Raw genomic sequence first — 19,848 nt, 5'->3', positions numbered from 1 at the left:
GAAGGAGGTTTACACACATGACTATGTCTGATCCTATTGCAGATATGCTTACTCGTATTCGTAACGCTAACATTGTGCGTCACGAAACGGTAGAAATGCCTGCTTCTACTATGAAGAAACAAATCGCTGACATTTTGAAGCGTGAAGGTTTCATCCGCGATGCGGAATTCGTTGAAGATAGCAAACAAGGGATTATCCGTATCTTCTTGAAATACGGCCCTAACCAAGAGCGTGTTATTTCTGGTTTGAAAAGAATCAGTAAACCAGGCCTTCGCGTATACACGAAGAGCAATGAAGTGCCTCGTGTACTCGGTGGTTTAGGAATCGCGATTATCTCCACATCTAAGGGAGTTATGACCGACAAAGAAGCTCGTCAATCAAAATCTGGCGGAGAAGTTGTCTGCTACATTTGGTAATAAACGTCACAAGATAAGGAGGTGCAACACATGTCTCGTATTGGTCGTAAACCAATCGCAGTACCTAGCGGTGTAGATGTCACTTTGGACAACGCCGTTATTACAGTAAAAGGTCCAAAAGGTTCTTTGACTCGTGAGCTTCATAAAGACATGAAGGTTACAGTTGAAAATAACGAAATTACCGTTGTTCGTCCGTCGGATAACAAATTGCATCGTTCACTTCACGGCACAACCCGCTCCGTTGTCAACAACATGGTAGCAGGCGTGACTGAAGGTTTCTCGAAATCTCTGGAATTGGTTGGGGTCGGATATCGTGCAAGCAAATCCGGAGATAAAATCGTTCTGAACGTTGGTTACTCCCACCCGGTTGAAATTACACCGGAAGCAGGTATCGAGTTTGAAGTTCCTGCGAACACGAAGATCATCGTTAAAGGTATCGATAAAGAACGCGTTGGTGCATATGCTGCTAAAATTCGTTCCGTTCGTGAGCCAGAACCGTATAAAGGTAAAGGTATCAAATATGAAGGCGAGCGTATCATCCGCAAAGAAGGTAAAGCTGGTAAGAAGAAATAACCAGTTTAAACTTAATTGTAAGATACCCCGTGCATCTTAAAGTGAAGCTGTTTACGGCAAACTGAAGGGAGTGAAAGGGAAGTCATGATTACAAAAGAAGATAAAAACAAGGCTCGTCTCAAAAGACACCTGCGTGTTCGTAAGAAGATCCAGGGAACTACTGAGCGTCCACGTTTGAACGTATTCCGTTCTTCGAAACACATCTACGCTCAACTGATCGACGATGTTAAAGGGGTTACTATCGTATCCGCTTCTACACTTGAAAAAGAACTGAGCGCTAACATCGGTAATGGCGGCAGCGTTGAAGCTGCAGCGAAGGTTGGCCAATTGGTCGCTGAGCGCGCTAAAGAAAAAGGTTATGCAGTGGTCGTATTCGACCGCGGAGGTTACTTGTACCATGGACGGATTCAAGCATTGGCTGACGCAGCTCGTGAAGCTGGTCTTGAATTCTAGAATAATTCTTAAAAGGAGGTTAACGACTTGCGTGTAGATCCGAACAGTTTAGAACTGACAGAAAGAGTTGTACACATTAACCGTGTAGCAAAAGTTGTAAAAGGCGGACGCCGTTTCAGCTTTAGTGCACTCGTTGTTGTGGGCGATGGCAATGGCTACGTCGGTGCTGGTATCGGTAAAGCCGGCGAAGTTCCGGATGCCATCCGTAAAGGCATTGAAGATGCTAAGAAAAACCTGATTCACATTCCAATCGTAGGAACTTCGATTCCCCATCTCGTTACTGGCCACTTCGGCGCAGGACGCGTGTTGCTGAAACCAGCATCAGAGGGTACTGGCGTTATCGCTGGCGGTCCAGTTCGTGCAGTATTGGAATTGGCAGGCGTTGGCGACATTTTGACAAAATCACTGGGTTCTTCGAATTCCATGAACATGGTCAATGCAACTTTGGAGGGACTTTCCCGTCTGAAACGCATTGAAGAGGTCGCGAAACTTCGCGGCAAATCTGTCGAAGAATTGCGCGGTTAAGGAGGGGAACGTCAATGGCAAAATTGCAAATTACCCTCGTACGTAGTGTAATCGGACGTCCAGAAACACAACGTGTTACTGTTAAGACGCTCGGCCTGCGTAAACTCAACACGACAGTGGTTCACAATGACAGTCCTGCAATTCGCGGAATGATCAATAAAGTGAGTCACTTGCTATCTGTAACTGAAATTGAAGGCTAATCGCCTCGCATAAATTAACAAACATAAGGAGGTGCAAACGATGAAGTTACATGAACTTGCTCCAGCTCCTGGTTCCCGAAAAGAACGCAATCGCGTTGGTCGTGGACCAAGTAGCGGAAATGGTAAAACTTCCGGTCGCGGTCACAAAGGTCAAAACTCTCGTTCTGGCGGTGGTGTTCGTCCGGGCTTCGAGGGTGGACAAAATCCGCTCTATCGTCGTCTGCCTAAACGTGGTTTCGTCAATCCTACCCGTAAAGAGTATGCGATTGTGAACCTTGAAGATCTGAATAGCTTTGCAGAAGGAACTGAAGTGACTCCGCAGTTGTTGCTTGAAACTGGTGTTGTCAAGAATTCCAAAAGCGGCATTAAGATTCTCGGCAATGGTGAGTTAACCGTTAAATTGACTGTACAAGCAAATAAGTTCTCTCAATCTGCGGTAGAGAAAATCGAGGCTGCCGGCGGTAAAACCGAGGTGATCTAATGTTCAAAACGCTTAAGAATATCTGGCATGTGGAAGATTTGCGCAAAAAGATCCTGTTTACCTTGTTCATTCTGATTATCTACCGTATCGGTTCGTTTGTACCGGTTCCTGGTGTGAACAAAGATGTACTGGAAACAGCAAATCAAAGCGGTGACGCTTTGATGGGACTTTTAAACACCTTCTCGGGCGGAGCGCTCAAAAACTTCTCGATATTTGCGATCAGTATTTATCCGTACATTACAGCATCCATCATCGTGCAATTGCTGTCGATGGATGTTGTTCCTAAGTTTGCTGAATGGGCTAAACAAGGGGAGCACGGCAAAAAACAACTAGCGCAAATCACTCGTTATGGTACTGTGATTTTGGCCCTGATCCAAGGTTTTGCTACGTCAATAGGGTTTAACCGGATTTATGGAACTCAAATGATGCCGAATGCGACATTTGCTGACTACTTACTGGTTGCCATTATCTTGACGGCTGGTACTTCTTTCCTGATGTGGCTTGGTGAACAGATTACCGAAAAGGGAATCGGGAACGGGATTTCGATCCTGATTTTTGCGGGAATCGTCGCCGCTATCCCGGGATATATCACGAGTACGGCTAACTCAAGCTTTATTCAGCCGGATCAAGTGTTCCTGAATATTCTTAAAGTCGTTATTGTGCTGATTGTGATTGTAGCGATTATTACAGCAGTTATCTTCGTACAGCAAGGTATTCGGAAGATTCCTGTTCAATACGCTAAACGCGTAGTCGGCAACAAAATGTACGGTGGACAGAATACGCACATTCCGCTGAAAATTAATGCGGCTGGTGTAATTCCGGTTATCTTCGCCGTATCACTGCTTCAGTTCCCAGTTGTTCTCTCCAGTTTCTGGTCAACACATGCCTGGGCGCAATGGATTGCCAAGTATTTGGCAACTGATGCACCACTTGGTATGCTTCTGTATGTAGTGATGATCATCGGATTCACGTTCTTCTATACGTTCGTGCAGATGAATCCTCAGCAGATGGCTGATAACATGAAGAAGAATGGTGGTTACATTCCAGGTATCCGCCCTGGTAAAGCTACTGAGAAGTATTTGACTAGAGTAATGTCTCGTCTGACTATGTCCGGCGCATTGTTCCTGGCTTTGATCTCTGTATTGCCGATGTTCTTCGGTGCTTTATCTGGATTGCCTAAAGAAGTTCGAATTGGCGGTACTTCACTGCTAATCGTAATCGGTGTGGCATTGGATACTATGAAGCAGATCGAGAGCCAATTGATCAAACGCCATTACAAAGGCTTCATCAATAAATAGGCGATAGGTTCCGGTGAAGCGTAAGTTATTATTCTTCCCGGCACCTATTGTGCTGTTTCTTGCTTGGTGGCGAACTTTTGGGGGGAGAGAGAAATCGTGAACATTTTATTCATGGGCCCTCCTGGGGCAGGCAAGGGAACACAAGCGGCAGAGATCATAAAAGAGTTTGGCATTCCGCATATTTCGACAGGAGATGCTTTCCGTTTGGCAATCAAACAAGAGACTCCAGTAGGATTGAAGGCTAAATCATTTATTGATCAAGGTTTTCTTGTACCAGATGATGTGACCATTGGTATAGTTGAAGAGCGGCTGCAGCAGTCCGATTGCGAAAAAGGATTTCTATTGGATGGTTTTCCAAGAACTCTTTCGCAAGCGGAAGCGCTGGATGAAATTCTAAGCCGTTTGAATACTTCTTTGGATCATGTCATCAACTTGAATGTTGACCGTGGACTGTTGATGGCACGTCTTACTGGACGTCGTATCTGCACAGTTTGCGGAGCATCCTACCATTTAATCTTCAACCCGCCGAAGCAAGATGGCATTTGCGACATTGATGGCGGTGAATTGTATCAACGTCCGGATGACAACGAAGAAAGTGTAGGCAAGCGTTTGGATGAGTACGATAATAAGACAGCGCCGCTGCTTGCGTTTTATGATAATAAAGGTCTTTTGCGTCAGGTAAACGGGGAAAACGAAATCAATGTCGTTTCTTCTGAAATCGTATCTTTATTGCGGGGTTAATGTAATGATCATTTGTAAATCCGAACAGGAACTTGCCTTTATGAGGGAAGCTGGTCGAATTGTTGCCGAGAGTCACCGTCTTATTGCTGAGGCCATTGAGCCTGGCATTACAACGGGCGATCTCGACAGAATCGCCGATCAATACATTCGCAGTCAAGGTGCTGTGCCGTCTTTCAAAGGCTACAACGGTTTTCCTGCCAGCATTTGCGCTTCAGTCAACGAACAATTAGTGCATGGATTTCCAGGTAAACGCAAACTGATCGAAGGCGATATTGTAACGCTGGATATCGGTGCAGAGTACCGCGGTTATCACGGTGATTCCGCCTGGACCTACGGTGTGGGCAGCATTTCCGAAGAGGCTCAGCGTTTGCTGGACGTTACGGAAGGCTCCTTGTACGCGGGACTGGCGTTAGTTAAGCCGGATGTGCGCTTGTTTACAATCTCCCATGCTATCCAGCAATACATCGAAGAGGCTGGTTTCTCAGTCGTACGTGAGTATGTTGGTCATGGTATTGGGGCAAAACTGCATGAAGAACCGCAAATTCCGAATTATGGCATAGCGGACCGCGGACCACGTCTGAAACCGGGTATGGTACTCGCGATTGAGCCGATGGTAAACGTAGGAAAGAGACATGTCAGAACGCTGGAAGATAACTGGACTGTCGTTACGGTGGATGGCTCACTATGTGCTCACTTTGAGCATACAGTAGCAGTTACTCCGGACGGCATGGAAATTTTCACAAAACTGAATGCGTAGGTGATCTCCACTTGAATACTGTGAGCAGCCCGCAGGTTGGTCAATTAGTGAGAATTCTCAAAGGTAAAGATGCCGGAGAGGCAGCCGTTGTTATCGCAGTTGTTGATAGCAGATTTGTATACATTGCAGATGGAGACAAACGTAAGTTTGATGGGCCAAAGAAGAAGAATATTCTTCATCTTGAGCTCATACCCTTCATCAGCAGTGAGGTTGTGAACAGTTTGGAAGAAACTGGGCGGGTAACAAACGGAAAGCTGCGTTACGCAGTCATGAAGTATGCTGGACCCACCGGAATAAGTGCTGATGAGAAAGGAGACTAACTGTGGCTAAGGAAGATGTCATTGAAGTAGAAGGTACTGTCCTTGAACCGTTGCCAAATGCAACGTTTAAGGTTGAGCTTGAGAACGGTCATCAAATACTTGCCCATGTATCCGGTAAATTGCGGATGCACTTTATCCGTATTTTGACCGGAGACAAAGTGGTCGTGCAGTTATCGCCTTATGATTTATCAAAAGGTCGTATAACTTACCGTAAATAGATGGGAACTACGAAAAAAGTTTTGCTTCGCAAAACTTTGAGGAGGTAATTAACATGAAGGTAAGACCTTCTGTAAAGCCCATTTGCGAGAAATGTAAAGTAATCCGCCGCAAAGGGACTGTTATGGTGATTTGCGAAAATCCGAAACACAAACAAAAACAAGGTTAAGAAGGGGGTGTAGCGTAAAATGGCTCGTATAGCTGGAGTGGATTTGCCACGTGACAAACGCGTTGAGATCGCCTTGACTTATATTTTCGGAATCGGTAAAACGACTTCCCAGAAAATTCTTAATGAAACAGGCATTAGCGCTAATACACGTGTCCGTGATTTGACGGAAGATGAAGTCAGCAAACTGCGTGAAACGATCGACAAAACGGTTAAGGTTGAAGGTGACCTGCGTCGTGAAATTTCCTTGAATATTAAACGTCTTACTGAGATCGGCTGTTACCGCGGTGTTCGTCACCGTCGTGGATTGCCTGTTCGCGGTCAACGTACTAAAACCAATGCCCGTACCCGGAAAGGCCCGCGTCGTACGGTAGCAAACAAGAAGAAATAATAAGGGGGGATAAGAGACAATGGCTAAACCGAAAAAAGTCGTACGTACTAAACGTCGCGACCGTAAAAATATCGAATCCGGCGTGGCACATATTCGTTCCACGTTCAATAACACCATCGTTACCATCACAGATCCTCACGGAAATGCAATTTCCTGGGCAAGCTCCGGCGGCCAAGGATTTAAAGGTTCCCGTAAGTCGACTCCATTCGCAGCGCAAATGGCAGCTGAATCAGCAGCTAAAGCAGCTATGGAGCACGGCATGAAGTCGGTTGAGGTTATGGTTAAAGGACCGGGCGCGGGCCGCGAAGCAGCCATCCGTTCCCTTCAAGCTGCAGGGCTTGAAGTTAACCTTATTAAAGACGTAACTCCGGTTCCTCACAATGGATGCCGTCCGCCGAAACGTCGTCGCGTATAGTGAAATCAGTATTGTAAATGTGGTATAATTCTGACGCATCTGCTAATAATAGGTGTTTAGGCATACTACATGATGCACCTGATGGGGTGACAGTTTCATATAGGAGCGACGTTGAAGGAGGGGTAAACTCGTGATAGAAATCGAAAAGCCGAAGATTGAGACCGTAGAAGCTAATGATGAAGGTACCTATGGGAAATTCGTAGTTGAACCGTTGGAACGTGGGTATGGCACGACTCTGGGGAATTCACTTCGCCGGATATTGCTTTCTTCGCTTCCAGGAGCCGCAGTGACTTCGGTCCAAATTGACGGCGTTCTGCATGAGTTCTCGACCGTTCCAGGCGTAATGGAAGATGTGACGGAGATCATTCTGAACCTTAAAGCCTTGTCCCTGAAGATTCATTCAGACGAGGAAAAAGTGTTTGAGATTGATGCCGAAGGGGAAGGCATCGTTACCGCAGGTGATATCCGTGCGGACAGCGATGTTGAGATCCTGAATCCGGATCTTCACATTGCAACGCTGGGACCTGGTGCGAGACTTCACATGCGTATTTTTGCAGGCCGTGGTCGCGGCTACGTCCAAGCGGACCGGAACAAACGCGACGATCAGCCAATTGGCGTTATCCCGGTTGACTCCATCTACACTCCTATTTCACGCGTTAACTACGGCATAGACAATACACGTGTTGGTCAAGTGACTAACTACGACAAATTGACGCTTGAAATTTGGACAGATGGCAGTATTAGACCGGAAGAGGCTGTAAGCCTTGGAGCCAAAATTTTGAACGAGCACCTCGTACTGTTCGTAGGTCTTACGGACGAAGCGAAAGACGCCGAAATTATGGTTGAAAAAGAAGAAGACAAAAAAGAAAAAGTGCTAGAGATGACAATCGAAGAGCTTGATCTTTCTGTCCGCTCCTACAACTGCCTCAAACGTGCTGGTATTAATACCGTACAAGAGCTTACCACGAAGACTGAAGAAGATATGATGAAGGTGCGTAACCTTGGTCGCAAATCTTTGGAAGAAGTTCAGGAGAAGCTTGAGGAACTTGGTTTGGGACTCCGTACAGAAGAATAACTACAGATTGTTACAGTAAAGGAGGGAAAACACATGGCATACCAAAAATTGGGCCGTGATTCCAGTGCGCGTAAAGCGTTATTTCGCGACATGGTAACGGATCTATTTTTATACGAGCGCATCCAAACAACGGAAGCTAAAGCGAAAGAAGTTCGTTCTATCGCTGAAAAGTTGATCACTAAAGCTAAAAAAGGCGATCTTCATGCTCGTCGTCAAGTAGCTGCATTTGTTCGCCGCGAGACTGTTGATGGTGAACAAGATGCAATTCAAAAATTGTTCTCTGACATTGCTCCTCGTTACACAGAGCGTCCAGGTGGATACACTCGTATCCTGAAACTCGGACCTCGCCGTGGCGACGCTGCGCCTATGGTTTATCTTGAATTGGTAGACCGCGCGTAGTATCACAAGTATTGATTTCCGATGCTTCCCTTTCATCCGGCCCTCTTTGGAGTAAAGATGGGGGAAATATCAGCGTTATTGTGCTGCAGAGGCGCAAGACTCTGCTGTACTAATAACCGTGGGAATCACCTTGGTTCAATTGAAGGAGCTCCCGCAGGGGCTCTTTTTTTTGAAATAATAGAGTGAAGTGTTAATGGATGCCGTCCTTCTAGGGACGGCAAAACCATTTCTTCCTCTTGAATAAGATCAGACAGTGCTTCGATCGACGTTTCTGCTGAACGGTTTAAAAAGGAGAACGGAATGCGTAATCTATTGATGAAGGTCAATTATGACGGAACAAATTATGATGGCTTTCAGACCCAGCCTCAGGGCAATACGATTCAGGATCGGCTGGAGCAAGCGATACTCCATCTGACAGGTGAGGAGCTTAAGATTACTGCTTCTGGTCGCACAGATGCCGGAGTACACGCCTACGGTCAGCCTTTTAACTTTACGACCTCCTCTCGAATCCCACTTGAACGTTGGTGTCTCGCGCTTAATGCCCGGCTGCCACAAGATATCGTGGTTACTGAGGCTAGGGAAGTACCGCTGACGTTTCACTCTCGTAGAGGAGCTAAGCGCAAAACTTACCGATACACGATTAACGGCAACAGGTTTCCAGATCCGTTTCAACGGCGCTGGCAGCTTCATCATCCGGTGAGGTTGGACATTCCTGCGATGCAGCAAGGCTTAACGCATATTTTAGGGACACATGACTTCACTTCGTTTGCTTCACGTCGGTCTACTAAGACATCTCATGTACGAACGATCTTTGAAGCTCATATGGAAGTAGACCGCAGCATGTGCCGACCCTCTTCATTAGATCAGGGAGTGATCCAAACTTATATAACGGGTAGTGGATTTCTTCAGCATATGGTTCGCATTATTATGGGGACTTTGATCCATGTGGGGGAAGGTAAAATAGATGCTGATCATGTTGCTGAGATATTGGCGGCATGTGATCGTTCTGCTGCTGGTCCGACAGCTATGGCCAAGGGGTTGGCTTTGTGGAGTGTAGAATATGACGAGTCTGAAAGTGAATCTTTTTTTCAAATATAAGAATGTATAAGTTTCACGTAATACATTATTCTTATATTTCTCGCATAAACGATAACCGTCCTTATAGGGACGCTAAAGGCGTTTATACTTGTATAAATTTCTTCCTAAATAATAGGCTGAATGTTTAAAAATCACTTGCACTTGTTATGTTTATACTGTAATATAAAAGTTGTGTTTTCTTGATGGCTATCCCACAGCCCCGATCAAGGAAATGCCAAAAAATGCTTTGCTTAACTCACATAATTGTAATTCAATGAGAAACAAGATATACGAAACAGAAGATTTTCGTACGAGAACAAGGAGGAAACATTCATGCGTACCACCTATATGGCGAAGCCGAACGAAGTTGAACGCAATTGGCACATTATTGATGCCGAAGGCAAGACACTCGGTCGTTTGGCCAGCGAAGCCGCTGCTTTGATCCGTGGCAAACATAAACCGCAATTCACTCCACACGTTGACACTGGAGATTTCGTTATCGTAATCAACGCTGAGAAGATTCACTTGACCGGTAAGAAATTGCAAAACAAGAAATACTACCGTCACTCGATGCACCCAGGTGGCTTGAAAGTTACTAATGCTGAAACTTTGCTGAATACTAAACCAGAACGCGTAATTGAATTCGCTGTTCATGGTATGATTCCTAAGACTCGTCAAGGGGACCACATGAAGCTGAGATTGAAAGTATATGCAGGCGCCGAGCATCCACATGCAGCACAAAAACCTGAAGTTTACGAACTTCGCGGATAAGAATAGAGGAGGACAGTTTCATGGCACAAGTACAATACTATGGGACAGGTCGTCGTAAACATTCGGTAGCACGTGTTCGCCTTGTACCGGGTGAAGGACGCATTGTCATTAACAAACGTGAGATGGACGAATATTTCGGTGTGGAAACACTAAAAATGATCGTAAAACAACCTTTGAACCTGACTGAAACACTAGGCAACTACGATGTAATCGTTCTTGCACATGGTGGCGGCATTTCCGGTCAAGCTGGAGCAATTCGTCACGGTATCTCCCGTGCATTGCTTAAAGTTGACCCTGAATATCGCGGTGCACTGAAGAAAGCCGGCTTCCTGACTCGTGACCCACGTATGAAGGAACGTAAGAAATACGGCTTGAAGGCTGCACGTCGTGCGCCTCAGTTCTCGAAACGTTAATATGTATCAAGAATTCAACCCTTGGCCTTTATGGTCGAGGGTTTTATTTTTTTTAGCAGCCCCTTTCTAACAAGAATTGGGCTTTTTTTGCATTCATTTACTAATTCTGAGGGATGAAACTCATTGACTTCCGCAGTAAAAGTTATATACTATTTCATATAGAAATAGTTGGTTTTATTACTTCTTTTACCTCATTTATTCATACGATTAATATTTTGGATGGAGGAATACCTTAATGAACCTGCTCGAGAAAGAAGATTTGATCAGAATAAAGGCCGAAGAATTAGAGAGTGCTTCACCCGAGGATATTATCCGCTGGGCTGTAGAAACATTTCCTAACATTACTTTTGCCTGCAGCTTTGGTGCCGAAGATGTAGTGCTTGTTGATATGCTTCACAAAGTTAGTCCATCTACTGATGTCTTTTATCTCGATACAGATTATCATTTTAAGGAAACCTATGAAACCAGAGATTTGATGGCAGACAAATACGGATTAGAGTTTGTACGTGTGTCTCCGCAACTCACAACGCAGGAGCAAGCACTTCAATACGGTGATTCGTTATGGACAGTTGACCCTAATCAATGCTGTGGAATCCGAAAAGTTGAACCACTTACTCGCATATTATCTCAATATGAGGCTTGGATTACTGGAATTCGCCGTGACCAAGCACCTACCCGTGCTAATTCCAAAAAGGTTGAGTATGATTATAAATTTGGGTTAGTTAAGTTTAATCCGATTGCAGATTGGACGACTGAGGATGTATGGAACTATATTCGTGAAAATGACGTAATCTATAACCCTCTACATGACCGTAACTATCCAAGCATCGGCTGTGAGCAATGTACACGTCAGGTTATGCCAGGTGAAGATCCGCGTGCTGGACGTTGGTCTGGATCAGAGAAGACAGAGTGCGGATTGCACAAGTAAGACATATCCCCGTGGGAACACAGAAGGAGAGACTAAGATGACTTCAATATGTCCGCATGGCGGAACTTTGGTTAACCGTGTTGTAGAGGGTACTGAAAGAGAAGAATTGCTAAATTTCGCACGTGACATCAAGGCAATTGCCTTGAATACCTGGACTTTATCCGATTTGGATCTTATAGCTGTAGGTGCATTTTCACCACTGACTGGGTTTTTAAATGAGCAAGACTATCATTCAGTAGTAAAGAGCATGCGTTTAGCAGATGGCACAGTGTGGAGCATTCCAATAACACTTGCTGTAGAAGATGATGTGGCTGCCGGTTTATCTATTGGGGATAAAGTTTCTCTAATCGGTGAAGACGATGGCGAGATTTACGGTTTATTGGATATTGAGAGTATTTATACTGTGGATCAAACGATTGAAGCACAAAATGTTTTCAAAACAACAGATCCTGAACATCCTGGTGTGAGTAAGCTGCTGGCTCGTCCTGCAACTTATGTTGGAGGGCCGATTACAGTCTTGAACCGCCCACAGCCAGAGAAGTTCGGTGAATTTTATTTTGATCCTGCGGATACGCGAAAGATATTTGCTGAAAAGGGTTGGAGAACGGTTGTAGGCTTCCAAACACGCAATCCGGTCCACCGAGCTCACGAGTACATTCAAAAGTGCGCTATGGAGGTTGTAGACGCTCTATTCCTAAATCCACTTGTTGGTGAGACGAAGTCAGATGATGTACCGGCAAATGTGCGGATGAAGAGCTATCTGGCGCTTTTGGAGAACTATTATCCTGAGGATCGTACCTTCCTTGGTGTTTTTCCGGCGGCAATGCGTTATGCAGGCCCTAGAGAAGCGATTTTCCATGCCATGGTTCGCAAAAATTACGGCTGTACCCATTTCATCGTCGGTCGTGACCATGCTGGCGTAGGTGATTATTATGGCACTTATGAGGCACAGGAAATTTTCTCTAATTTTAGTTCTGAAGAACTTGATATTACTCCATTATTTTTTGAACATAGCTTCTTCTGTAAAAAATGCGGGAATATGGCATCCAGTAAAACTTGCCCTCATCCTAGTGACGATCACATGACATTGTCGGGTACGAAGGTACGTGCTTTGCTCCGTGATGGGCAATGTCCTCCGCCAGAATTTACGCGGCCTGAGGTAGCGAAAATTCTGATTGAAGGTATGACGCAAGAAGTTACAGCTTAATCATTACCAGCTAGTACTATTTGACCTTCTTGTCCCATATAGATGAGTATTATCTATCGGGACGAGGGGGTCTTTTTTATGTCTGGCCGGAAGCAGAGTAAAGTCTCGGTCTGGATTTCATGGAGCAGTATCAAAAAAAGTATGCTTGGCGTGATACTGCTAGCTATAATGATCGGAATTATAGCGTATGACATGCCTACCGCTAAAACACTAAATTATTGGAGTCTGCCCTTGTCAGGAAAAGTTATTGCTATAGATGCGGGACACGGTGGAGCTGATGGAGGAGCGGTTAGCCGGGAAGGGCTAATTGAGAAAGATATTAATCTCGCCGTATCGCTTTATTTGCGTGATTATCTGCAGCAGGCAGGGGCTATTGTAGTAATGACTCGTGAGGGTGATTATGATTTGGCTCAGGAAGGCACTAAGGGCTATTCTAAGCGCAAAACGGAAGATCTTAAACAAAGAGTAAGAAGCATCGAAGAGAAAGGCGCAGACCTTTTTATAAGTGTTCACATGAACAGTGTCCCGTCCAATCGTTGGAGTGGAGCACAGACCTTTTACTACCCCAATAACAAGGATAATAAAGCTATAGCGGAGTTTGTGCAGAGTGAGCTGAAGACTACGCTGGAGAATACCGATCGTGTGGCAAAGACAGTGAATACTGTATATTTGTTAAAAGCATTAAAAATACCGGCAGTGCTTGTAGAAGTCGGCTTCTTATCACACCCCCAGGAATCAGCTCTACTCGGAAATGATGTCTATCAGCGGAAGGTAGCGACTAGCATTTATCGTGGCATTCTTCGATACGCCTCCGAGTAGTCAGGACTACTCATGGGGAGACTGGTAATGCTATAATAGACAAAAACTCCGGAGAATTCTCAAACCGGAAAGGAAACAGAGGTGCTTTCCATGCTGACTAAGGAACAAATTCAGGAAATACTGCAGCCATTAACAGACTCTGAAACTGGAAAAAGCCTTGTGGAACTACAGCTGATTCGTGACATCATGATTAAAGAAGATCGTATTTCTTTATCTATCGTATGTCTGAATCCTGAAGAGCAAAGTCGCATGGATCTAGAACAACGGGTTCGTGAATTGCTTGAAGCGGGTGGAGTTTCTAATGTACATATCCGGCTTCGTGATGCAACCGATTATGAACGTGCAATACTTCGCGGTGAGAGCACTGAGGAAGTTGATGAGCCTGGGAAACTTAAGGGACATGCTGCAGGCCTTGATGGCCATGAATTAATTAGCGAGAGCTCTGGTGTGAACTTTATCGCCGTGGCCAGCGGCAAAGGTGGAGTTGGTAAATCAACTGTAACGGTGAATTTGGCCGTAGCCCTTGCAAGAAAAGGTAAGAAGGTTGGTCTTGTGGATGCGGACATTTATGGTTTCAGCATTCCTGATATGATGGGGATTGAAGAGGGGCCAGTAGTTGAAGAAGGAACGATTATTCCTGTGGAACGTTTCGGAGTGAAGGTCATGTCTATGGGCTTCTTTATCCGTGAGAATAGTCCAGTTATTTGGCGGGGACCTATGCTAGGTAAAATGCTTCGCCAGTTCTTCAATGATGTTGGTTGGGGTGAACTTGATTATATGCTGCTTGATCTTCCCCCAGGTACTGGTGATGTAGCACTTGACGTGCATCAGATGCTGCCTCACAGCAAAGAGATTATAGTTACAACACCTCATGCTACCGCAGCGTTTGTGGCGGCTAGAGCGGGTTCTATGGCTCTACAGACAGATCATGAGATTATTGGAGTCATTGAGAATATGGCTTATTATGAGTGCACTGACTGTGGTAAGAAAGATTATATCTTTGGCAGAGGCGGAGGAGCGAGGCTTGCCGAGACGCTTCATACGGAGCTGCTTGCACAAATACCGCTCGGTGCACCGGACAACCATATTTCCGAACCGGATTTCTCACCTTCTGTATACAAAGAAGAGACACCATCAGGACAATTGTTTGCAGAAATTGCTGATAAACTTATTGCCAAATATGAGCACTAATTCTCGTGCATGAAAAAGAGGCCGTCCCACATTTTATTAGTGGGATAAGGCCTCTTTTTTTAAGAACTTGAACCATCGCCGCTACCGCCGCCACTGCTTTCCTGTTTGTTGCCACCTTCACTGCCTTTATCTTTTTTCTCCTTTGGTTCAAGTTCTTCTTGTACGACTTTTTTAAGTAAATTTAATACTTCCATACGGAATAATGGGGTTTGCATGGATTCCTGTATGGTCTTCATGGATTGTTTTCGATAATCAGGAGTTTTGGTGAGATTTAGAAACATTGTCATCATTTCTGGAGACTTCATGATTTCTTCGACTGATTTCTGGTAAGTGGGATCCTTAATTAGCTGGAGATGTAATTCCTTACTTTGCGATTGAATTGCCTTAGCAAAATCACCCGCGAACTTGGGATCCTTCATTATTTTCTCGATTTCCTTCTGATATTCCGGTGCAGTGAGAGTATTCTTAACAGCTGTCTTGATTTCCTCTTTGGTTTGAAGTGGCATCATCTTCATGCTCATTCCACTGGTACCGCTAGAGCTGGAAGTTGATAATGATTCCTCAACCGCTTTTTTACCCTCATCGCTTTTCAATATATCTAAAACCATGGTCTTCGTTTCTTTATAACTGCCTTGTCCGGAAGAAGAACTGCTTTGCTCACTTCCGCAAGCCGTTAAGGCCATAACAAAGATCAATGCCAAACCCACAGATCCGATAAATCTCCATTTCATTGGCGCTGCCCTCCTTTATAGGATTCTCTAGATGTATTATGCCGCATTAGAGCACATTTATGTTGTGGGTGTAATGGTGTTTTGTCGGTATCCTTGGTAAAATAAATCTGACAAGAGGAGGTGAATTGGCTGAGTATAAAAAAATGGTTTCATTTATTTTGGACTACCCTCCTTATAGGAGCGGGTGGGGCTGTAATCGCTGGTCTGGCACTCCAATTCGTAAATGGTAAGATTGATTTCAAAGGTATCGGGGATTTCTTTTTATACCCGCTGATTCTGCTTGGCTACGGTATGCTTGTAAGCGTTTATTCGCAACTTGGATTTTTTGCCTATTTGATTTTGAATTATATGGGCAACGGCGTTTTTCCACAAAAGGTTTGGAAATACATACAACTAGTGCTTTCTGTGCTCGCATTGCTTGAACTGATTTTTTTGCGTACCGTCGTTGGTGGGGAAAGAAATGTGATGTCTGATCTAATATTAGGAATCGTTATTTTGCTAGCAGCTCTTATTGTGTCTTATTTCAAAGTAAAAAGTACAAACATCTCAGCTTTGATTCCAACCTTCTTTTTTATGACAGCTATTTCAATTGTGGAAGTTATTGGCGTGCTCCGTATAGGTGTTGATAGTGCGACGGTATTTATTGTTGTTCCGCTTATCGCTTGTAATGCATTCCAAATTTTGATGCTACACCGTATTCTGAAGCCGACAGCCGGATAATGAATGGGGGAGGCACTAAACAAGGAACCCCGTGCTCTGATCTCAGAAGACGGGGTTTTGTTTTTTTGCTCTAACTGTATCTTAACGATTAAAATCTGATTGTAGAGGTTAATCTTAAAGAACGATACGCTCACAAAACTTAGTAGATGCTTCGGAAGTGAGTTTTGTACGCAGTAACACAAGTGTAACGCTCACAAAACTTTTAGGAGGGGAATATATGGACATCAAGCGCTATATGATAAAAGACACAAAAGAAATCCGGCTTAACAAGCTGGATCCGGACGATACAGGTATTTATAAATCCAAAAAAGAAGTGGAAGCCAAAACAGAAGAGCTTAAAGCACGTTTGGCAGAGCTGCAAGATATTTTGTTTGCTCAGAAAAAGCATTCGCTGCTTGTAATTCTGCAAGGCATGGATTCTAGCGGTAAGGATGGCACGGTTAAGCATATTTTTTCAGGCATCAATCCACAAGGATTTATAGTGACCAGCTTCAAGAAACCATCTCTAGAGGAAGAGGCTCATGATTTTCTATGGAGGGTTCATCAGAAGACACCCCCTAAGGGATATATCTCTGCATTTAACCGCTCGCATTATGAAGATGTATTGGTACCACGGGTACACGGAGGGTTAAAAAAGGATGACTTGAAGCGTCGCTTTCGTTATATACGGCAGTTCGAGGAAATGCTGGTGGAAGAGGGGACGACAATTATCAAGCTTTTTCTGCATATTTCTAAAGAGAAGCAGCTAAAGAAGATTAAGGAACGGCTTGAAGATCCCAAAAAACATTGGAAATTCGATGCAAGTGATCTCCAGGAGCGGGAGTATTGGGATGATTACCAAGAAGCATATGAAGATGTTTTCAAGGAATCTAGCATAGATAAAGCACCCTGGTACTGGATACCCGCCAATCATCAATGGTACCGCAATTATTTGACCTTATCCATCGTTGTAAAGACACTGGAGAGTCTGGATCTGAGGTATCCGAAGCTGAATACCCCCACACCTGACATATCGGAACTCATTTCTCCACGTCATTAATTCTTTGGGCAGATCAACATCCATTACGGCACCAGAGATTGAATAGTGCTTTACAGTCCAGCCGCGTCCTCTATGGCATTGCTAAGTGAAGCTGAGTCGCGGACTTCTTTACCTTCGGTGTTGCTTTGACTGATCAGCTCAGATACGGTAACGAATTCATAACCTTGTCTGCGGAGCTCGTCAATAATGAGTGGAAGTGCTTCATGTGTTTGTTTACAGGAATCACTGGCATGTAGAAGGACGATATCTCCTGGATGCGCTTTTGTCGTTACACGCTTCACGATATTATCTACACCGATGTTCTTCCAGTCTAGGGAGTCTGTATCCCATTGAATGACCTTGTAACCGAGATCGTTTGCAACCTGAAGGACTCTTTTGTCAAAATCTCCATTAGGCATACGAATCAAATTGGGCTCAGTGCCGGTCAACTCGGTAAGTACGGTGTGAGCCGTTGAGATCTGAGTACGAATTTCTTCGTTGCTTAGTGTGCTGTAATTGACGTGTTTATGACCATGACTTCCAATTTCAAAGCCTGCATTCTTGATGTTGGTTACAATGTCTGGGTGAGTCTTACTCCATGGTGACGAAAGGAAGAAGGTGGCTTTATCCACTTTCTTGTCTTCAAGCACCTTCAAAATTGGTTCGGGTCTTTTCTCCCCCCAGCTAATATCGAAGGTCAGGGCAATCAGCTTCTTCTCTGTTGGTACACTGTAGATCGCGGAAGGTCCGGATTCAGAAAAAACGGATATGTTTCCCCTCTCGACATAGACAACTCCAGCAGCAAGAAGCACAGCGGCGAAGATATAGATGAATCGTTTAATCTTTTTGCCGCTGAATACATAAAAAGAATTCATAATGACAGCGCTCCTCTCCCATGCGAAATGCTTGTTTGTTCTAAATGTATGCTCGTACCGCACGGTTATGACCTAAGAAACAGAGATCACAATTTCAGGAGGGTATTTATGTTGTCGTTCTTCACGTTTGTTAAAGATCTAAAAACGATCCGAAAGGCTTTATTGTTATCCTGTCTGCTCTTCGCAGTAGGAGCGGTTATAGGGTGGGTAGCTACTAGCAGTCTGGAAAAGCTATTGGTTCAGCAATTAGAGGGGCTCAGTGAAATCAGTGGAAACCTTAGAGATTCTTCTAATCCGCAATGGAGCTTCTTTGTATTTATATTTTTGAATAACAGCATCAAGGGTGTTCTTATCATATTTTTAGGGGCGTTGTTCGGTATACTGCCAGCCATATTCTTATTTATTAACGGAGCGGTTATCGGCTATCTGATTCATTTATCAGCACTGCAAGGACAGGATTTGTTCGAACTAATAGTAAAAGGACTGCTGCCACATGGGATTATAGAGATTCCAGCGATCATTATTGCTTGCGCATTTGGACTTCAGTTCGGCGGGAAAGTACTTTCAAGTTTGTTTAGCTCATCGGCTAAAAAAGTGAACAGAGGTGTTGATTGGTCTTCGTTCATGCGTCAAACACTTACGGCATCTATTTGGACAGTAATCCTGTTATTTGTTGCGGCCATCATTGAAAGCACAATAACTTTTTCTCTTTTATCATAAAACCTCCGAGAATGGAGCATAACATTAAAGCTATTCATCCAAGGATTGCCTAAAGGTCAGCAGTATATAATCGCGACGAAACCATAAAGGGAATTTTTATTAATTATGGTTATAAAAAGATTACTCCGGTTAATCTAGTGTAAGAGGATCTTAAGGCAGCTTTCTCCATGAGATGGACTAACTAATTATGTACAAGGGGTTTTTGGTTTTAGTGAATGTGTTACTTGCAACTTCATGAAGGAGGCCAAGCATATGCTGGGAATGTTGTTTAACGAAAAAGAATGTAAGGAACTGGATTATGTTTTGCGGAAAGAACTTGATGAGATGCTGTTAGATTTGAGCGATCAGCGCTTGGACCAAAATATCAGGCATGCCATCGCCAATAGATATAAGACTGTATTTCGTATGTATGCTCGTTTTGCTCCTCAGAAAGAGCTTTCCAAGTATGCGTGGGGCGGACGTTCGTCTCAGTACAAACACTAAGGATAGGCGGTAAATGCAAGAGTCTTATATGAATTTAAGATTTTTTAATAAAATAGCTTGACTAAAAAGGAGTGCTCGTGATAAATTATATCTCGCGCTCCTTTTGCTTTTGTAAAAGGGAAGCGGAAGGCAAGGAAATTTGAAAAAAACATTTTCAAAAAAAAGACTTGCCAAATAACGAAACACTATGATATATTATAAAGGTCGCCGCTGACAAACAACGACGACGAAATGAGAGACATTGATCTTTGAAAACTGAACAACGAGTGAGTGGGAAATCACGAAAGTGAAATCCAAAACTGATGAGTTTCACAGTGTATTTTACGCTTTTGAAATTTCATCGTGAGAATTAATTTTATCGTCAGATGTTTCAAAATGAGCATATCGCTCTTTTCAATACTAATTGGAGAGTTTGATCCTGGCTCAGGACGAACGCTGGCGGCGTGCCTAATACATGCAAGTCGAGCGG

General features: G+C 44.1%; 29 protein-coding genes and 1 rRNA gene. 28 read left to right on the top strand and 2 right to left on the bottom strand.

Features of this window, described 5'->3' with window-relative positions; genetic code table 11:
* Positions 1-17 precede the first annotated feature (17 nt).
* The 23 genes from rpsH to L1028_RS23425 all read left to right on the top strand — a co-directional run bounded on the left by rpsH (position 18) and on the right by L1028_RS23425 (position 14,832).
* Complete coding sequence (gene rpsH, locus L1028_RS23535) at positions 18-416, top strand: 30S ribosomal protein S8 (protein ID WP_036680560.1); 399 nt, start codon at positions 18-20, stop codon at positions 414-416.
* Positions 417-446: 30 nt separating this feature from the next.
* On the top strand, positions 447-989 hold the full coding sequence (gene rplF, locus L1028_RS23530) for a 50S ribosomal protein L6 (RefSeq protein WP_036680562.1): 543 nt from the start codon (positions 447-449) through the stop codon (positions 987-989).
* 84 nt (positions 990-1,073) lie between these two features.
* Positions 1,074-1,442 (top strand): 50S ribosomal protein L18, encoded by a 369-nt coding sequence (gene rplR / locus L1028_RS23525; RefSeq protein ID WP_234540261.1) that lies wholly within the window; start codon positions 1,074-1,076, stop codon positions 1,440-1,442.
* A gap of 27 nt (positions 1,443-1,469) precedes the next feature.
* Positions 1,470-1,967, top strand: coding sequence for a 30S ribosomal protein S5 (gene rpsE / locus L1028_RS23520; protein ID WP_036652980.1), 498 nt, complete (start codon positions 1,470-1,472; stop codon positions 1,965-1,967).
* 14 nt (positions 1,968-1,981) lie between these two features.
* The gene (rpmD, locus tag L1028_RS23515) at positions 1,982-2,167 is read left to right on the top strand and encodes a 50S ribosomal protein L30 (RefSeq protein WP_036680567.1); all 186 of its coding nucleotides are present in this window, start codon (positions 1,982-1,984) and stop codon (positions 2,165-2,167) included.
* Positions 2,168-2,207: 40 nt separating this feature from the next.
* Complete coding sequence (gene rplO, locus L1028_RS23510) at positions 2,208-2,648, top strand: 50S ribosomal protein L15 (RefSeq protein ID WP_036680569.1); 441 nt, start codon at positions 2,208-2,210, stop codon at positions 2,646-2,648.
* Positions 2,648-3,946 carry a preprotein translocase subunit SecY gene (gene secY, locus L1028_RS23505; protein WP_042131218.1) on the top strand — a complete coding sequence of 433 codons (1,299 nt, stop codon included), beginning with the start codon at positions 2,648-2,650 and terminating at the stop codon, positions 3,944-3,946. Before rplO ends, secY begins: the two co-directional genes overlap by 1 nt.
* A 96-nt stretch (positions 3,947-4,042) precedes the next feature.
* Positions 4,043-4,687: an adenylate kinase gene (locus L1028_RS23500; RefSeq protein ID WP_234540259.1), complete on the top strand. Its 645-nt coding sequence runs from the start codon at positions 4,043-4,045 to the stop codon at positions 4,685-4,687.
* A 4-nt stretch (positions 4,688-4,691) separates the two neighbouring features.
* Entirely contained in the window at positions 4,692-5,444 is a 753-nt protein-coding gene (map, locus tag L1028_RS23495; protein WP_042192159.1) for a type I methionyl aminopeptidase, read from the top strand.
* A gap of 11 nt (positions 5,445-5,455) precedes the next feature.
* Entirely contained in the window at positions 5,456-5,764 is a 309-nt protein-coding gene (locus L1028_RS23490; RefSeq protein WP_042131215.1) for a KOW domain-containing RNA-binding protein, read from the top strand.
* Positions 5,765-5,766: 2 nt separating this feature from the next.
* A complete protein-coding gene (gene infA / locus L1028_RS23485; protein WP_036652996.1) occupies positions 5,767-5,982 on the top strand; it encodes a translation initiation factor IF-1 in 216 nt (71 codons plus the stop codon).
* A 53-nt stretch (positions 5,983-6,035) separates the two neighbouring features.
* A complete protein-coding gene (gene rpmJ / locus L1028_RS23480; RefSeq protein WP_003322638.1) occupies positions 6,036-6,149 on the top strand; it encodes a 50S ribosomal protein L36 in 114 nt (37 codons plus the stop codon).
* A 19-nt stretch (positions 6,150-6,168) separates the two neighbouring features.
* On the top strand, positions 6,169-6,537 hold the full coding sequence (gene rpsM, locus L1028_RS23475; protein ID WP_036680583.1) for a 30S ribosomal protein S13: 369 nt from the start codon (positions 6,169-6,171) through the stop codon (positions 6,535-6,537).
* Positions 6,538-6,556: 19 nt separating this feature from the next.
* Positions 6,557-6,952, top strand: coding sequence for a 30S ribosomal protein S11 (gene rpsK / locus L1028_RS23470; RefSeq protein ID WP_019908251.1), 396 nt, complete (start codon positions 6,557-6,559; stop codon positions 6,950-6,952).
* 130 nt (positions 6,953-7,082) lie between these two features.
* The gene (locus L1028_RS23465; protein WP_036680585.1) at positions 7,083-8,027 is read left to right on the top strand and encodes a DNA-directed RNA polymerase subunit alpha; all 945 of its coding nucleotides are present in this window, start codon (positions 7,083-7,085) and stop codon (positions 8,025-8,027) included.
* 33 nt (positions 8,028-8,060) lie between these two features.
* Complete coding sequence (gene rplQ, locus L1028_RS23460; protein WP_019908254.1) at positions 8,061-8,426, top strand: 50S ribosomal protein L17; 366 nt, start codon at positions 8,061-8,063, stop codon at positions 8,424-8,426.
* 300 nt (positions 8,427-8,726) lie between these two features.
* Positions 8,727-9,524: a tRNA pseudouridine(38-40) synthase TruA gene (truA, locus tag L1028_RS23455; RefSeq protein WP_234540257.1), complete on the top strand. Its 798-nt coding sequence runs from the start codon at positions 8,727-8,729 to the stop codon at positions 9,522-9,524.
* A 312-nt stretch (positions 9,525-9,836) separates the two neighbouring features.
* The gene (rplM, locus tag L1028_RS23450) at positions 9,837-10,274 is read left to right on the top strand and encodes a 50S ribosomal protein L13 (RefSeq protein ID WP_036680589.1); all 438 of its coding nucleotides are present in this window, start codon (positions 9,837-9,839) and stop codon (positions 10,272-10,274) included.
* Between the two features lie 20 nt (positions 10,275-10,294).
* Positions 10,295-10,687, top strand: coding sequence for a 30S ribosomal protein S9 (rpsI, locus tag L1028_RS23445; protein ID WP_025706574.1), 393 nt, complete (start codon positions 10,295-10,297; stop codon positions 10,685-10,687).
* A 235-nt stretch (positions 10,688-10,922) separates the two neighbouring features.
* The gene (locus L1028_RS23440) at positions 10,923-11,615 is read left to right on the top strand and encodes a phosphoadenylyl-sulfate reductase (protein ID WP_234540255.1); all 693 of its coding nucleotides are present in this window, start codon (positions 10,923-10,925) and stop codon (positions 11,613-11,615) included.
* 37 nt (positions 11,616-11,652) lie between these two features.
* Positions 11,653-12,822 carry a sulfate adenylyltransferase gene (gene sat, locus L1028_RS23435; protein WP_234540252.1) on the top strand — a complete coding sequence of 390 codons (1,170 nt, stop codon included), beginning with the start codon at positions 11,653-11,655 and terminating at the stop codon, positions 12,820-12,822.
* A gap of 78 nt (positions 12,823-12,900) precedes the next feature.
* Positions 12,901-13,641, top strand: coding sequence for an N-acetylmuramoyl-L-alanine amidase CwlD (gene cwlD, locus L1028_RS23430; RefSeq protein WP_234540250.1), 741 nt, complete (start codon positions 12,901-12,903; stop codon positions 13,639-13,641).
* 90 nt (positions 13,642-13,731) lie between these two features.
* A complete protein-coding gene (locus L1028_RS23425) occupies positions 13,732-14,832 on the top strand; it encodes an Mrp/NBP35 family ATP-binding protein (RefSeq protein WP_234540248.1) in 1,101 nt (366 codons plus the stop codon).
* A 59-nt stretch (positions 14,833-14,891) separates the two neighbouring features.
* Here the strand turns inward: L1028_RS23425 and gerD are convergent, their stop codons facing one another.
* Positions 14,892-15,563: a spore germination lipoprotein GerD gene (gene gerD / locus L1028_RS23420; protein WP_234540246.1), complete on the bottom strand. Its 672-nt coding sequence runs from the start codon at positions 15,561-15,563 to the stop codon at positions 14,892-14,894.
* 129 nt (positions 15,564-15,692) lie between these two features.
* Here gerD and L1028_RS23415 point away from each other — a divergent pair, with 129 nt between their 5' ends.
* Both L1028_RS23415 and L1028_RS23410 read left to right on the top strand, forming a co-directional pair.
* The gene (locus L1028_RS23415; RefSeq protein ID WP_234540298.1) at positions 15,693-16,283 is read left to right on the top strand and encodes a KinB-signaling pathway activation protein; all 591 of its coding nucleotides are present in this window, start codon (positions 15,693-15,695) and stop codon (positions 16,281-16,283) included.
* Positions 16,284-16,500: 217 nt separating this feature from the next.
* Positions 16,501-17,322, top strand: coding sequence for a PPK2 family polyphosphate kinase (locus tag L1028_RS23410; RefSeq protein ID WP_234540244.1), 822 nt, complete (start codon positions 16,501-16,503; stop codon positions 17,320-17,322).
* A 50-nt stretch (positions 17,323-17,372) separates the two neighbouring features.
* Here the strand turns inward: L1028_RS23410 and pdaB are convergent, their stop codons facing one another.
* Positions 17,373-18,176 (bottom strand): polysaccharide deacetylase family sporulation protein PdaB, encoded by an 804-nt coding sequence (gene pdaB, locus L1028_RS23405; RefSeq protein WP_234540241.1) that lies wholly within the window; start codon positions 18,174-18,176, stop codon positions 17,373-17,375.
* A gap of 111 nt (positions 18,177-18,287) precedes the next feature.
* Here pdaB and L1028_RS23400 point away from each other — a divergent pair, with 111 nt between their 5' ends.
* The 3 genes from L1028_RS23400 to L1028_RS23390 form a co-directional block, all read left to right on the top strand.
* The gene (locus tag L1028_RS23400; protein ID WP_423803080.1) at positions 18,288-18,896 is read left to right on the top strand and encodes a stage II sporulation protein M; all 609 of its coding nucleotides are present in this window, start codon (positions 18,288-18,290) and stop codon (positions 18,894-18,896) included.
* 252 nt (positions 18,897-19,148) lie between these two features.
* A complete protein-coding gene (locus tag L1028_RS23395) occupies positions 19,149-19,379 on the top strand; it encodes a hypothetical protein (protein WP_036680631.1) in 231 nt (76 codons plus the stop codon).
* 400 nt (positions 19,380-19,779) lie between these two features.
* A 16S ribosomal RNA gene (locus tag L1028_RS23390) occupies positions 19,780-19,848 on the top strand; the annotation flags it as partial.

The sequence above is a fragment of the Paenibacillus pseudetheri genome (assembly GCF_924513355.1).
Classification (GTDB): Bacteria; Bacillota; Bacilli; order Paenibacillales; family Paenibacillaceae; genus Paenibacillus_AQ; species Paenibacillus_AQ pseudetheri.
The sequence above is the reverse complement of the archived record's forward strand: the minus strand, read 5'-3'. Positions and strand labels throughout refer to the sequence as shown.

Excerpts from the sequence above, each read along its gene's own strand:
- rplO (WP_036680569.1), top strand. The coding sequence starts at position 2,208 with ATGAAGTTACATGAACTTGCTCCAGCTCCTGGTTCCCGAAAAGAACGC.
- rplR (WP_234540261.1), top strand. The coding sequence starts at position 1,074 with ATGATTACAAAAGAAGATAAAAACAAGGCTCGTCTCAAAAGACACCTG.
- rpsH (WP_036680560.1), top strand. The coding sequence starts at position 18 with ATGACTATGTCTGATCCTATTGCAGATATGCTTACTCGTATTCGTAAC.
- gerD (WP_234540246.1), bottom strand. The coding sequence starts at position 15,563 with ATGAAATGGAGATTTATCGGATCTGTGGGTTTGGCATTGATCTTTGTT.
- L1028_RS23425 (WP_234540248.1), top strand. The coding sequence starts at position 13,732 with ATGCTGACTAAGGAACAAATTCAGGAAATACTGCAGCCATTAACAGAC.
- L1028_RS23410 (WP_234540244.1), top strand. The coding sequence starts at position 16,501 with ATGGACATCAAGCGCTATATGATAAAAGACACAAAAGAAATCCGGCTT.
- rplF (WP_036680562.1), top strand. The coding sequence starts at position 447 with ATGTCTCGTATTGGTCGTAAACCAATCGCAGTACCTAGCGGTGTAGAT.
- rpmJ (WP_003322638.1), top strand. The coding sequence starts at position 6,036 with ATGAAGGTAAGACCTTCTGTAAAGCCCATTTGCGAGAAATGTAAAGTA.
- rplM (WP_036680589.1), top strand. The coding sequence starts at position 9,837 with ATGCGTACCACCTATATGGCGAAGCCGAACGAAGTTGAACGCAATTGG.
- pdaB (WP_234540241.1), bottom strand. The coding sequence starts at position 18,176 with ATGAATTCTTTTTATGTATTCAGCGGCAAAAAGATTAAACGATTCATC.
- rpsK (WP_019908251.1), top strand. The coding sequence starts at position 6,557 with ATGGCTAAACCGAAAAAAGTCGTACGTACTAAACGTCGCGACCGTAAA.
- cwlD (WP_234540250.1), top strand. The coding sequence starts at position 12,901 with ATGTCTGGCCGGAAGCAGAGTAAAGTCTCGGTCTGGATTTCATGGAGC.
- L1028_RS23395 (WP_036680631.1), top strand. The coding sequence starts at position 19,149 with ATGCTGGGAATGTTGTTTAACGAAAAAGAATGTAAGGAACTGGATTAT.
- sat (WP_234540252.1), top strand. The coding sequence starts at position 11,653 with ATGACTTCAATATGTCCGCATGGCGGAACTTTGGTTAACCGTGTTGTA.
- truA (WP_234540257.1), top strand. The coding sequence starts at position 8,727 with ATGCGTAATCTATTGATGAAGGTCAATTATGACGGAACAAATTATGAT.
- L1028_RS23440 (WP_234540255.1), top strand. The coding sequence starts at position 10,923 with ATGAACCTGCTCGAGAAAGAAGATTTGATCAGAATAAAGGCCGAAGAA.
- rplQ (WP_019908254.1), top strand. The coding sequence starts at position 8,061 with ATGGCATACCAAAAATTGGGCCGTGATTCCAGTGCGCGTAAAGCGTTA.
- map (WP_042192159.1), top strand. The coding sequence starts at position 4,692 with ATGATCATTTGTAAATCCGAACAGGAACTTGCCTTTATGAGGGAAGCT.
- rpmD (WP_036680567.1), top strand. The coding sequence starts at position 1,982 with ATGGCAAAATTGCAAATTACCCTCGTACGTAGTGTAATCGGACGTCCA.
- rpsM (WP_036680583.1), top strand. The coding sequence starts at position 6,169 with ATGGCTCGTATAGCTGGAGTGGATTTGCCACGTGACAAACGCGTTGAG.
- secY (WP_042131218.1), top strand. The coding sequence starts at position 2,648 with ATGTTCAAAACGCTTAAGAATATCTGGCATGTGGAAGATTTGCGCAAA.
- rpsI (WP_025706574.1), top strand. The coding sequence starts at position 10,295 with ATGGCACAAGTACAATACTATGGGACAGGTCGTCGTAAACATTCGGTA.